Below are 12,046 nucleotides of genomic sequence, written 5' to 3'. Positions count from 1 at the left end.
GGAGTAAAACTGGCGAATGTGTCTAGGTTTCAATTTTGATTCTGTACCTCATTGATCTGCAATCTGCTGTAAAGTAAAACCAAGTAAAACAACCACAACACAATACGATGATATTTCTCAATCTCAACTACCAAATAAATTAGATGAAGTAGTCAAAGCATGGAACGAGTTAAAAAATAGCGCCAAATAAATAACCCAAATCCTCAACCTTCTTCAATAGTTGAGGATTTAAACCGCACTTTTAACTTCTGTATTTCTTCCTTCCTTTGCGCCTTTGCGCCTTTGCGTGAGACAAGTTATTTATCATCCCTTCTCAACCAAACCCTCCAACACCTGCTGTAAATCACTCGTTAACTCAGACACCGCTTGTCTCGCAGCAACCCGACTACTTTTATAACCCGAATAACGTTCAGAAACCGATATCGGTTTACCCACAGTAATCTTCACCTGCTGCTTACCCAATTGCGGACGAGGTAAAGGATTATTACCCTTAATTTTATTAACCATATCCCATAAAATTAAAGTCGTTTCTGCAAATCTTTCTACCGTGGGTTTTTCGCGGATGTAAATACCAGAAACAGCCACAAAACTCTCAACTAACCTCATGTGCCACATCCGAAAATATGCTTCTTCCGCAATTCTATCCCCCAAACTTTTCTCAATAGGTGATAATGATTTAATATCCTTAAAATCTTCTCTAAAGATATAATTCCAACCAGCTTGTTCCACCCGTCTACATCTATCAGCCCAATTTCCCCTAGATGACAAATCAAAATACTGTTCAGCAATGAATAACGAGATATTCATCACAGCTTGTAAACGATAACTTAAAGCTTCATTTCTATCTTTAATTTCTCCATTGGTAATCTTTGTATCTGGCAATGTTTGATGATAAAATCGGGTATAAAATTGCTCCATTATCGATAATAAATGTTCTGCTAAAGTCAATAACCGAGGATAAAGCACATCAAAAGAATTATTATTTGTTGACTTGACAGATAAACCACTAGCTGCTTCTAATTCAGTTAACAAATTTGCTATATTATCCCAAGGTTTATTAACATAACTATATTTAATTCCAATTGGTAAAATTAAAACTTTCTCATCTCTTTTGGCTTTTTGCAAATCTTCTGCACACCAAAAACCCATTTGAGCAATACCCGGTTCCAAAGGACTAACAATCTCTGATAACCCATTTGTCGCACCCTCCGGCGCAGCAGCCATTGGAAACTTACCATTAATATATAAATCCCGCGCTGAACGTAAACCAGTCCAGTCAGCTTTACCGCGTTGAATGGGAGTACCACCTAAATGAGAAGCAAGCCAACCAATATGTTTACCCGCCCATAGAGGAATTCCCCGATCATAGATAAAATGGGCATGAATCGGATGCTGTAGCTGTACACCCCGCTGTCGTGCTACCTTTGGCACAAGTTGGGAAAACAAGTAAGCTAAACAAAGTGGATCTTCTGTTTTAGGATGACGAAACGCCAGCATAAAGCGGATTTTCCCCTCCTGAAATTGCTGATAAAGATCAAGCAAAACTTCCACATTTTCTGCTTCAATTTGGCTAATAGGAGTTTTCCAGCGTATCCAGTCGGGTAAAAAAAGATGAACAAATCTTAATAGTAAGGGGTTCAGCGCTGGCGGAATAAATTCTAAAGGTGGTTGTGCTTGATACATTACTTCAGACAAGGTAGTTATCTCCTCAAGTTACATAGAAAAAGCAGAATTTGGTTAGTAGTAAGGACTTTAGTCCTCACTAAATGGAAACACTTTAAACATAACCGATTTGAAAAGTTAGGAAGTAAAGGTAAAAAACGATGCGATTATCACAAATGTTATTTGTTACACTGAGGGATGATCCGGCTGATGCGGAAATCCCTAGTCATAAATTGTTACTGCGTGCCGGTTATATCCGTCGCATCGGTAGCGGCATTTACGCTTATCTTCCCCTAATGTGGCGGGTTTTGCAAAAAGTTTCCCAAATTGTGCGGGAAGAAATGAACGCTACCGGCGCACAAGAATGTTTATTACCACAATTACAACCTTCTGAATTATGGAAGGAGTCGGGACGTTGGGACACCTATACTAAGGCTGAGGGAATTATGTTTTCTCTCGTTGATAGAAGAGAACAACAATTAGGACTTGGCCCAACTCATGAAGAAGTAATTACAACAGTTGCCCGTGATATGATTCGTTCATATCGTCAATTACCTCTACATTTATATCAACTGCAAACTAAATTTCGTGATGAAATTCGTCCCCGTTTTGGTTTAATGCGCGGTAGAGAATTTATCATGAAAGATGGTTATTCTTTTCATGCTGATGAAGAAAGTCTGAAAAAAACTTACCAGGATATGTACAAAGCATACAGTAATATGTTGCGACGTTCTGGTTTAGCTTTCCGAGCAGTAGAAGCTGATTCTGGTGCTATTGGTGGTTCTGGTTCTACAGAATTTATGGTGTTAGCAGATGCGGGAGAAGATGAAGTTCTCTACACTGAAGATGGTAAATATGCAGCGAATGTAGAAAAAGCAGTTTCTCTTCCTGCTGAGTCGGAAACTTCACCTTTTACAACTTACGAAAAACGGGAAACTCCGGGAACTGATACAATTGAAAAACTTTGTAATTTTCTCAAATGTTCTCCTACTCAAATTGTCAAAAACGTTTTATATCAAACTGTATATGATAACGGTTTAACGGTTTTGGTGTTGGTAAATATTCGCGGAGATCAGGAAGTTAATGAAGTCAAATTACAAAATGAATTGACTAAATTAGCTCCTCAATTTAGTGCAAAAGCTATTATTGCTTTTAGTATACCTACTAGTGAAACAATTGCCACTTGGGCAGCAAAATCTTTACCTTTAGGTTATATTGCACCAGATATTGCTGATGATTATATCGCTGGAAGTAAACAGGTAAATTCCCAGTTTGTGCGCTTGGTGGATAAAACCGCTGTGGAATTAAAGAATTTTGTCACTGGTGCAAATGAAGCTGGTTTTCATGTTGTTGGCGCAAATTGGGGTGAGCAATTTAAGCTACCTGCCTTAACAGTAGATATTCGTAAATCAAAAGCAGGAGATCGCTCACTTCACGATTCAAACCAAACCCTACAAACAGCTAGAGGTATCGAAGCCGGTCACATCTTCCAATTAGGGACAAAATACTCTGAAGCGATGGGTGCAACTTATACTAATGAACAAGGGGAAGAAAAGCCTTTGGTGATGGGTTGCTACGGTGTAGGTGTGTCTCGTTTAGCACAATCAGCGGTAGAGCAATCCTATGATAAGGATGGCATAATTTGGCCAGTTGCGATCGCACCATATCACGCCATTATCACAATTCCTAACATTAAAGATGCCCAACAAATCGCAGTAGCCGAAAAGCTTTACACCGAACTCAACTCTTCAGGTGTAGAAACTTTGTTAGATGACAGAGATGAACGTGCAGGTGTTAAATTCAAAGATGCCGATTTAATCGGAATTCCCTTTAGAATTGTTACCGGCAGAGCGATTACTAACGGTAAAGTTGAAGTAGTAAAACGCGCAACTCGTGAATCTCAAGAAATCCCGATTGAGGAAGTTGTCAATACGTTGCAACAGTGGATTAAAGACGCGATAGAAGGGTAAAATTAAACGCAGAGGGGCGCTGAGAGGATGTTTTAAAAGTATTTTTGGTAACATCAAAAGTCTCAGAACCTAACCCCCAACCCCTTCCCTACCAGGGAAGGGGAGTAAGAATCAAAGCCTCTCTCCCTGTGGGGGAGAGGTTTGGAGAGGGGTTTAGAGTATAATTTGCAACTTTTCAAACATCCTCTGAGGTAAAGGCGGAGGTACGCAGAGGTTTTTTTCTTGGTTAGCCCCCTAAATTGTCAATCTTGTACATCCTTTAATCCTAAAAATCCTGATATGGCTACGCTATCAGACAGTCAGTAGTAGGTTGGGTTGACGCAAGGAAACCCAACATTTCCTAAAATTAGAAAAGGTAAAACAAAATGGCTACAACAGAAATCAAATTTACCCTCACCTTACCCGAAGTCCCAGAAATTCATCGTTTAGAAGCAGAAAAAAAAAGCCAAAGAAGCATACATCATGACATTATTACGTCATGGAGATATTAGTGCTGGACGTGCAGCAGAATTATTAGAAATTGAACGGTGGCAACTTTCTGAATTAATGGATATTTATCAAATATCTCCCTTCCCTACCCAAACCAAGGAAGAACTACAGGAAGAAGTTACTCAAACAGTAGAAATTTTAAGCCAGTATAAAAAGTGATTATTGTCTCCGATACAACTCCCTTAAGTGAATTAGCAAAAGTTGGACAACTCAATTTACTGCGGGATATTTTTGGTAAAGTTATTTTTCAATTTCCTATTTGAATTTAGCAACGCCAGAAAGTTAAATATTACAAATAAAATTAAATTTGTGTAAATATCTATCCATCTATTTCAGGAAATGGCTATTGAGGATTTGAATCCTATATTAAAGGAGTAAATTCAAGGAGTAAGCAAAAGTACACATAAGTTGAAATAATTCATACTTTTGGATATTCAATCTCATCAATAATGAGGATGTAGAGTATTAACATAGTATTAAATATCTTCCCGTACACCATTTTCATATCCGTATTTCAAGAAACAATTATATTTACATCAAAATTTCGGTGACGGACTAGAACAGTCAACCTAAAATTAAAGATGAGATAAAGTTACTATGGGTGCAAGATTACAAAATGCTGAAATAGCCTAACCAAGAAGATTCTTAATCTAAAATCCCAATCCCAAATTGGTATGAAACAGGCAAAATTAAAATCAGCAGAATTTTCATACATTAAAGCATCTATCGATTTTAAGAACCAAACCATGCATCCCTATCGTCTTTAACCAGGTGTCTCCTCTCGATAACACTATTTCAGCCCTTTGTCAAGTAGGTTTTAGATATGAATGACCAACAAAGAACTAACCGGAATATTTCCTCAGGTGTAATAGCAGCCGTCTCAGCTGCGGTTGTCGCGGTAAGTGGCGGGGTAGCTTGGTTGACTTCCCAAACTCCCAATACTTCCACACCAGCAAACCCCTCTCAAATCATCAAACAACCATCAACAATCCAGCCGGGTAATGAGCAAACCGCTAGTATATATTGGCTGAGACCAACGGACAAAAGCGTTGAGTTAGTTCCTCAGCCGATAAAAATTACTGCGGCACAACCCAACCAAGCTTTAGAAGCTGCTTTTAAAACATTATTAGCGGGGCCAACTGAATCTACAGATTCTACAACCATTCCCCAAGGTACTCAGCTACTGGGACTAAAAGCGGACAAGAATGAAGTCCACGTTAATTTATCATCAGATTTTACCAGTGGTGGTGGTAGCACTTCCATGATGGGTCGTTTAGGTCAGGTTGTCTATACCGCTACAACTCTCAATCCTAACGCCAAAGTTTACATTGAAGTAAATGGCAAACAGTTGGATGTTTTAGGTGGTGAAGGAGTGGAACTAGAACAGCCTTTAACTCGTGAAAGCTTTAATAAAAATTATCCGCTTTAGCAAATAATCAATGGTCAGTGGTCAGTTTACCAAAAAATAAACTCATGACCAATGACCAATGACTAAGACTTATTTAACACCCTAAAGCTGCGGGCTTGCTGTTCTAACCGTGTGGACAAGCGCTCGCAAACACGATTGCACAAATCAAAAATAATTTCATCTTCCACCCGGTAGTAGGCGCAAGTTCCTTCACTGCGGCGGCTAAGGATTCCTGCTTGCCACATTACTTTTAGATGCTTAGACACATTTGCCTGAGACGTTTGTGTTGCCTCTACCAACTCTTGCACACATTTTTCCTCATCCCGTAGCAAGTGTAACAGCCGCAGACGCATCGGCTCACTTAACAGGCTAAAGTATTCAGCGACTTGTTGCACTACTTCTGGTGGTACAGGCAACGTTTGTTTCATCAGGATTAACCCGCAAGGACTGACTAAGTGTTAACAGTGAACAAAATAATTAGTAATCGGTAATGCGTAATTAATGTACATACTTACTTAAGTTATTGATAAAAAAATGCTTTTTCAGCGTGGGGCAAGAATTACGAATTACGAATGATCAATTACGAATTATTTTGACTCATTTCATATAGATATTAATACTTAATCAGGGTTAATTCGCATCAAAGGTTGACCATATTCTACCGATTCGCCATTCTGCACCAAAATTTCCATCACCTGTCCAGAAACCTCGGCTTCAATTTCGTTCATGAGCTTCATGGCTTCAATTATACAGACTGTTTGACCAGTGCGGACGCGATCGCCTACTTCCACAAAAGGCCCTTCAGTTGGTGCTGGTGCGCGATAAAAAGTTCCCACCATAGGGGACTGTACCTCTACAAATCTGGCAGCGGGTGTATTCACTGATAACGGTGATTGCGCCCCAGCCACAGAATTATCACGGCTTGTCGTTGTTTCTGGTAACTGTGTGGGTGCTATCTGATTTCCTGTCGTTACCGATGTCAATCCCGAACCCACCACACCACTTAGTGTAGCTTGACCTACCGCGAGTACATGATTACCGATAGCTTTCCGTACCGTTAACTCAAAATTATCGCTTTTGAGCGTTACTTCTGCAATATCCGTTTGTGCAATAGTTGCCAGTAGTTGGCGGATTTCATTAAAGTCTAATGGCACAGTTTTTTTTACCTCGACCTAAACGTAAATGAAAATCTTAAGTGTGGCAGAGATTTAATCCCTTTATAAACAAGGGATTGAAATCGGTAATACCAATTTTGGATTGGTAATTGGTAATTGGAGAATGATTACCTATTACCCAGTCACTATCCCAATTTGGTATTATGAAAATTATTCCCTGCCTAAATATTTATCTTCTCTGGTATCAATTTTGATACGTTCCCCTTGAGTAATAAACAAGGGAACCATAACAGTTGCACCAGTTTCCACAATTGCGGGTTTAGTGCCACCTGTAGCAGTATCACCTTTAACGCCAGGATCTGTTTGGATAATTTCCAGAACTACAGAATTAGGCAATTCTACTTCTAGAACCTGTTCACCCCAACGAATGACGTTGACTTCCATACCTTCTTTTAGGTATTTTACGCGATCGCCAATTTCCGCTACGGTCAATCTGCCTTCTTCGTAGGTTTCCATATCCATAAAGACCAACTCTTCGCCTTCTTTATAGGTATGCTGCATCGTAATTTTTTCCAGAGTAGCTTGTGGCAAAGATTCCCCAGCCCGGAAAGTTTTTTCGAGTACTTTCCCACTCTGGACATTTCTTAGTGTTGTTCGCACAAAGGCAGAACCTTTGCCCGGTTTAACGTGAAGGAAATCTATCACTCGCCATACAGACCCGTCTAAGACAATAGAGACACCGGGTCGAAAGTCGTTACTAGAGATCATGAAACTTTAATTTTTTGGAAGACAATCGGCATTTATTGTAACCTTCAAAGGTAGTCAGTTGTCAGTTGCTCCCCAAGAAGTGACTGCCAAATAGCAACAAACTACTGTTAAAAAACTCAGCAGTCATAACTCAACACTCAGGACTGTTACTGTGGGAAGATTATTCATGGGTGATTTCTTTCTCAACAATTTAATTAATGCTGCATTTGAACTATCCCATGTTTAACTTATTTAAGTCCTGGCTAAAGAACAGCCTCAAGGCAATACTCCTGGTAACTATATTTTTAGGCATAATTACAGCTGGGTGGACTCCTTCGGGTCACGCAGCCCTGCCATCTGGAAATGCAATTACCGATGGTAAAGCTTTGTTACGGTATGCACTTCCCATCGATAACAAACCAGTACGCAAACTGCAAGTCAGTTTAGAGGATATTTCTAACCAACTGCGGGCTAATAAGCGATGGGGCGCAGTTAATAATGACCTCAAACAAGCATCGCGGATACTCGATCAACCTTCCCAAATATTAGCAAGCGTTCCGGAAGAACGCCAACCTCAAGCCCAAGCTTGGATTACTGAGTTGAAATCTGGCATCGCAGAACTGCAAGAAGTAGTTAAAACCAAACAAAAAGAACCTATTCTTAACGGAAGAGCCAAATTACTAAATCTTGTCAGCTTGTTAGAAGAATCAATGGTGAAGGAATTCCCCTTTGAAATCCCTGCTGAGTACAGTAATTTGCCTCAACTCAAAGGTCGTGCCACTATCGCCATCAAAACTAATAAGGGCGACCTTACCGTAGTTGTAGACGGCTATAGCGCCCCTGTCACTGCTGGTAACTTTGTCGATTTAGTTCAACGAGGTTTTTATAACGGTTTGGAATTTACCCGTTCTGAAGAATCTTACGTACTCCAAACCGGAGATCCTTCTGGTAAAGAAGTCGGTTTCATTGATCCTCAAACTGGCAAATATCGCGCTGTTCCTTTAGAAATCTTAGTTGAAGGCGAAAAAGAGCCAACCTACGGCATTACTCTAGAAGATGCTGGACGTTATCTGGATATGCCAGTATTGCCTTTTTCTTCTTTTGGTGCATTAGCAATGGCGCGTCCTGAAGGTGACGTAAATGGCGCTTCTTCTCAAGTTTTCTTTTTCCTCTTTGAACCAGAACTTACTCCCGCAGGACGCAATCTTTTAGATGGTCGTTATACTGTGTTTGGCTATCTGACAGAAGGTAGAGAAATTTTAGATAAACTGAACGCAGATGACAAGATTGAATCTGCAACCGTTGTTCAGGGCATAGAAAATTTAGTGCAGCCAGAACCAGCTTAATTAATTTTAGATTTTAGATTTTGGATTAATTCTGAAATCTAAAATCTATTCTGTTTGCTGTCGTGTACTTTTTTATTTCTGCTCTTATTCTTATTCGCAGAATTTCTTTGTCTAAACACTTTCCTTGAATAAATTCTTGGACTATGTAGAATTTTTCCTTTTCTTCAAAGTACGCTAGTAAATGAGGAATTTGGGAATGTGTACCCAATACTTCTAAAATTCTCGCTTCTTTTTCAAAAAAATTGGCAACGCGAGTATTGAAATGGTGTTGAGGTAGAAGTTCCTTCACCACACATATAGGTTTACTGGGTTTTTGGGTGTCTGTAGCTTTATAGGTAATGCCAAAACCACCAGTTCCTAAAACTTCGATCATCTCATAACGTCCACCTAGTAGCATAGTCTAATTGCACCTAAAAACCGATACAGAGGTAATATATACAGCTTAATCTAGTATACAGCGGTTTCCGCTCTTATGAGGTACATCTTAGCCCCCTCCTCGCTTGCGGGGAGGGGGTTGGGGGTGGGGTTCTTGTACCTCATAACACCGGGAAGTGCTGTAAGTCTTAGTAAGTACAATGATCTAGGACTTACGCATTGACAGAATAACAAAATAGTGCATTGATAAATAAGAGTCGTCGAGTAATGGGTATGAGAGAATGAGAGAAATTACTAAACCCTCGACAGCACAATGCAATCTAGACATCTACACCTTATTTTTGCTGTCAGAGCCAAAGTATGGAGGGTGCAGTAGGTTAGCGGAGATATTGGGAGATGTTTCACATGATAGTGTAAACCGCTTTTTATTGAGAGAGAGATACGAACCCAAAGATTTATTCAGCATAATAGAGAAAATTATCAATCTGGAAGGAGGGATATTAAGTGTAGACGATACAGTCATAGAAAAGATTTACAGCGACCCTAAAAATGCGGAATTAATCAGTTATTTTTGGTCAGGGAAAGCCCATAAAACTATTATTGGCTTAAATTTAATTAGTCTATATTACAGTGATATTAATGGTAATTCAGTACCAATAAATTATAGAATATATGATAAAAAGGAGGGAAAAACAAAAAACGATTATTTTAGAGAAATGGTAATTGAAATAATAAGCTGGGGAGTCAAACCCAGAATGGTAACAGGAGATAGTTGGTATTCTGGAGTAGAAAACTTGAAATTTCTAAAAAACCAGAAATTGGGTTTCCTATTCGGAATTGAAAAAAATAGAACTGTTTCAAATGAGCCACACAAGTATTGTCAAGTAAGCACTCTGGCTATTCCCCAAGAAGGATTAAGGACTCATCTGAAAGAATTTGGATTTATAAAATTGTTTAGGAAAGACTTTAAAAAGGAAGACTCTAGACATTATATTTTATATCTACTAGATGAGGAGAAAATCAAAGACATAACCAGAAGTACCTTTATCACAATTCATGATACCCATTGGGGTATTGAAACATTTCATCGAGCCATAAAACAAGTATGTGGAATTTGTCGGTTCATGGTTAGAGATACCTGTGCAATCAAAACTCATATATTTTGTTCACTTCAAGCTTTTGTGAAATTGGAGTTTATGCGCTCTGAAAATATAATTAGCAATTGGTATGAAGTACAAAGGAATCTGTTTACTTCTGTTGTCCGTGAGCATATTTTTGCCAACCTTCGCAAGGATGCCATTATCTAGACTACATAGATGATATTTTTTGTCAATGCGTAAGTCCTATCTTATTAACTTTAAGTCTTTAAGCCTTGGCGTGAAGTATATTTATATTATTTATAGCAGATTGCAGATCAATGAGGTACAGAATCTAGATTGAAACCTATACACATTCGCCAGTTTTACTTCTGACTCCTGACTCCTGACTCCTGACTCCTGCTGTATATTTTTAATATTAGCAAATTAAAATTAAACTTCCCAATCTTCAAACGGTAAACCATTTACCCGGCTAAATTCTTTGACATTATGCGTCACCAATATCAAATTATTTGCCATAGCAATAGCCGCAATTTGTAAATCATTAGAACCAATCATAATTCCTTTTGCTGATAATTCTGCACGAATTCGTAAACGCTGCCGAATTGTCAACGATTTCCCATTCAGATAACGAGCGCAAACATTAGTATCTAGCAAATAAATCATGCAGCTTGTTCTTTTTGTTCAAAATTATCATCATCATCAAGAATAATGGGATCATCCTGACAACTACCATAGGTCTGTTCAAAAAAGCCAGAAGGCCAGCCTAATTCTTCTGGTGATTTTTGTTGAGGTTGAATTTTTGTGTCTGGATCATGTTTTTGTGATTTAAACTGTAAAAATTCAATAAAATTTAACACTTCTTCCTGTTGTTGAGGTGTTAAACTTTCGATAATTTCTAAGATAGATTTAGGCTTTTCCAGTGCTTGAGTCATAATTAAAAATCCTCATCATTTGTTAAAAACGACCTTTGCTGATTATATCTTATTTTTTAGCCGGTTAATCCGGTAGGGGTTTAGCATTGCTAAACCCCTACCAAACCGACAGTAAACCGATACCGAATCAATATCATTTGTAATTATTCAAAACCATCAAGGCGCACCTGAATCATCAATAATAGGAATTGTTTCATATTTTACTTCCCTTCTAGAACAACAGTTGCAATCGTTTTAAAATTTGCAAAACTTCAGCTAATTCATGTCGACGGGGAAATAGGGAAAATGTGCGTGATACGTCATATTGAGGTTTATCTGTGATAGATAGTTTTATAAATATAAATTCATCGTCATTTGTAGCCATACCAAATACAGATTTATCCGGCTGGGGAGTAGTTAACATATAGGCTAATAACTGCGGTATTGCTGCAACAACTGGAATGCTATTTCGTTTAGATTCAATCACAAAAATCCAAAGTTTTTCCTGTACAACTAGGACATCAATAAAACTGCGAATTGTTTCTTCTGGTTCTTCAATTTCTAAATTTATGCCATAAGGTGAGCGAATTCGGTAAGGTGAATCTAGAAAACCTGCAATTTCCAAAAGTGGCGAGACTACTAAAAGATTAATTGTCCCTTCTAATAATAGACCATCAACGCGATGATAATCATAACGCTGTTTGATGCGAGTAACACCTGATTGTTCTTGTGGATTGAGTTGGGGTAAGTCTGTCAACCATTCGTTAAAAAAGTTTTCATCTTCTGCTTGGTGTAAGTTACAACGAGTTTGTAAATCACTCAAGCTTTTAATGGTGTCTGTAATGCCAACGGTAGAAACCATATTAACTGTCTCCTAGATGATACTTTTATTTTAGTCTGTAAAGTAATAGGGAAATTTTATG

14 protein-coding genes are annotated in these 12,046 nt (G+C 38.5%); 6 read left to right on the top strand and 8 right to left on the bottom strand.

Annotated elements, in window-relative coordinates; all coding sequences use genetic code 11:
• Nucleotides 1-303: 303 nt before the first annotated feature.
• On the bottom strand, nucleotides 304-1,695 hold the full coding sequence (locus A9Y75_RS16915; RefSeq protein ID WP_071190716.1) for a glycerol acyltransferase: 1,392 nt from the start codon (nucleotides 1,693-1,695) through the stop codon (nucleotides 304-306).
• A gap of 128 nt (nucleotides 1,696-1,823) precedes the next feature.
• Here A9Y75_RS16915 and A9Y75_RS16910 point away from each other — a divergent pair, with 128 nt between their 5' ends.
• The 4 genes from A9Y75_RS16910 to A9Y75_RS16900 all read left to right on the top strand — a co-directional run bounded on the left by A9Y75_RS16910 (nucleotide 1,824) and on the right by A9Y75_RS16900 (nucleotide 5,550).
• Entirely contained in the window at nucleotides 1,824-3,632 is a 1,809-nt protein-coding gene (locus tag A9Y75_RS16910) for a proline--tRNA ligase (RefSeq protein ID WP_071190715.1), read from the top strand.
• Between the two features lie 365 nt (nucleotides 3,633-3,997).
• On the top strand, nucleotides 3,998-4,123 hold the full coding sequence (locus A9Y75_RS30205; protein ID WP_269086308.1) for a hypothetical protein: 126 nt from the start codon (nucleotides 3,998-4,000) through the stop codon (nucleotides 4,121-4,123).
• A complete protein-coding gene (locus A9Y75_RS16905; RefSeq protein WP_236721438.1) occupies nucleotides 4,095-4,280 on the top strand; it encodes a UPF0175 family protein in 186 nt (61 codons plus the stop codon). Before A9Y75_RS30205 ends, A9Y75_RS16905 begins: the two co-directional genes overlap by 29 nt.
• A 664-nt stretch (nucleotides 4,281-4,944) precedes the next feature.
• Complete coding sequence (locus A9Y75_RS16900; protein ID WP_071190714.1) at nucleotides 4,945-5,550, top strand: GerMN domain-containing protein; 606 nt, start codon at nucleotides 4,945-4,947, stop codon at nucleotides 5,548-5,550.
• A gap of 62 nt (nucleotides 5,551-5,612) precedes the next feature.
• Here A9Y75_RS16900 and A9Y75_RS16895 read toward each other — a convergent pair whose 3' ends face one another.
• The 3 genes from A9Y75_RS16895 to efp all read right to left on the bottom strand — a co-directional run bounded on the left by A9Y75_RS16895 (nucleotide 5,613) and on the right by efp (nucleotide 7,412).
• Nucleotides 5,613-5,957, bottom strand: a complete 345-nt coding sequence (locus A9Y75_RS16895; RefSeq protein ID WP_071190713.1) for a metalloregulator ArsR/SmtB family transcription factor — start codon at nucleotides 5,955-5,957, stop codon at nucleotides 5,613-5,615.
• A gap of 192 nt (nucleotides 5,958-6,149) precedes the next feature.
• The gene (gene accB, locus A9Y75_RS16890; RefSeq protein ID WP_071190712.1) at nucleotides 6,150-6,683 is read right to left on the bottom strand and encodes an acetyl-CoA carboxylase biotin carboxyl carrier protein; all 534 of its coding nucleotides are present in this window, start codon (nucleotides 6,681-6,683) and stop codon (nucleotides 6,150-6,152) included.
• A 171-nt stretch (nucleotides 6,684-6,854) separates the two neighbouring features.
• On the bottom strand, nucleotides 6,855-7,412 hold the full coding sequence (gene efp, locus A9Y75_RS16885) for an elongation factor P (RefSeq protein WP_071190711.1): 558 nt from the start codon (nucleotides 7,410-7,412) through the stop codon (nucleotides 6,855-6,857).
• Nucleotides 7,413-7,630: 218 nt separating this feature from the next.
• Between efp and A9Y75_RS16880 the strand changes: the two genes are divergently transcribed.
• A complete protein-coding gene (locus A9Y75_RS16880) occupies nucleotides 7,631-8,737 on the top strand; it encodes a peptidylprolyl isomerase (RefSeq protein ID WP_071190944.1) in 1,107 nt (368 codons plus the stop codon).
• Between the two features lie 25 nt (nucleotides 8,738-8,762).
• Here the strand turns inward: A9Y75_RS16880 and A9Y75_RS16875 are convergent, their stop codons facing one another.
• Entirely contained in the window at nucleotides 8,763-9,134 is a 372-nt protein-coding gene (locus A9Y75_RS16875; RefSeq protein WP_071190710.1) for a protein kinase, read from the bottom strand.
• Between the two features lie 319 nt (nucleotides 9,135-9,453).
• On the opposite strand from A9Y75_RS16875, the gene A9Y75_RS16870 reads away from it, so the two are divergent.
• On the top strand, nucleotides 9,454-10,419 hold the full coding sequence (locus tag A9Y75_RS16870; RefSeq protein WP_083389514.1) for a transposase: 966 nt from the start codon (nucleotides 9,454-9,456) through the stop codon (nucleotides 10,417-10,419).
• A 222-nt stretch (nucleotides 10,420-10,641) separates the two neighbouring features.
• Here the strand turns inward: A9Y75_RS16870 and A9Y75_RS16865 are convergent, their stop codons facing one another.
• The 3 genes from A9Y75_RS16865 to A9Y75_RS16855 form a co-directional block, all read right to left on the bottom strand.
• Nucleotides 10,642-10,875, bottom strand: a complete 234-nt coding sequence (locus A9Y75_RS16865) for a type II toxin-antitoxin system VapC family toxin (protein ID WP_071190709.1) — start codon at nucleotides 10,873-10,875, stop codon at nucleotides 10,642-10,644.
• Complete coding sequence (locus A9Y75_RS16860) at nucleotides 10,872-11,144, bottom strand: DUF2281 domain-containing protein (RefSeq protein WP_071190708.1); 273 nt, start codon at nucleotides 11,142-11,144, stop codon at nucleotides 10,872-10,874. Before A9Y75_RS16860 ends, A9Y75_RS16865 begins: the two co-directional genes overlap by 4 nt.
• A gap of 211 nt (nucleotides 11,145-11,355) precedes the next feature.
• Nucleotides 11,356-11,985, bottom strand: coding sequence for a type I restriction endonuclease subunit R (locus A9Y75_RS16855; RefSeq protein ID WP_071190707.1), 630 nt, complete (start codon nucleotides 11,983-11,985; stop codon nucleotides 11,356-11,358).
• Nucleotides 11,986-12,046: the final 61 nt, after the last annotated feature.

Origin of the sequence: Trichormus sp. NMC-1, assembly GCF_001858025.1 — a bacterium.
Lineage (GTDB): Bacteria > Cyanobacteriota > Cyanobacteriia > Cyanobacteriales > Nostocaceae > Anabaena.
This window is presented reverse-complemented; position numbering and strand designations above follow the sequence as displayed.

Bases quoted from the DNA above. Each gene is read 5' to 3' on its own strand.
- A9Y75_RS16910 (WP_071190715.1), top strand. From the start codon at position 1,824: ATGCGATTATCACAAATGTTATTTGTTACACTGAGGGATGATCCGGCT.
- A9Y75_RS30205 (WP_269086308.1), top strand. From the start codon at position 3,998: ATGGCTACAACAGAAATCAAATTTACCCTCACCTTACCCGAAGTCCCA.
- A9Y75_RS16905 (WP_236721438.1), top strand. From the start codon at position 4,095: ATGACATTATTACGTCATGGAGATATTAGTGCTGGACGTGCAGCAGAA.
- A9Y75_RS16900 (WP_071190714.1), top strand. From the start codon at position 4,945: ATGAATGACCAACAAAGAACTAACCGGAATATTTCCTCAGGTGTAATA.
- A9Y75_RS16895 (WP_071190713.1), bottom strand. From the start codon at position 5,957: ATGAAACAAACGTTGCCTGTACCACCAGAAGTAGTGCAACAAGTCGCT.
- efp (WP_071190711.1), bottom strand. From the start codon at position 7,412: ATGATCTCTAGTAACGACTTTCGACCCGGTGTCTCTATTGTCTTAGAC.
- A9Y75_RS16880 (WP_071190944.1), top strand. From the start codon at position 7,631: ATGTTTAACTTATTTAAGTCCTGGCTAAAGAACAGCCTCAAGGCAATA.
- A9Y75_RS16875 (WP_071190710.1), bottom strand. From the start codon at position 9,134: ATGCTACTAGGTGGACGTTATGAGATGATCGAAGTTTTAGGAACTGGT.
- A9Y75_RS16865 (WP_071190709.1), bottom strand. From the start codon at position 10,875: ATGATTTATTTGCTAGATACTAATGTTTGCGCTCGTTATCTGAATGGG.
- A9Y75_RS16860 (WP_071190708.1), bottom strand. From the start codon at position 11,144: ATGACTCAAGCACTGGAAAAGCCTAAATCTATCTTAGAAATTATCGAA.
- A9Y75_RS16855 (WP_071190707.1), bottom strand. From the start codon at position 11,985: ATGGTTTCTACCGTTGGCATTACAGACACCATTAAAAGCTTGAGTGAT.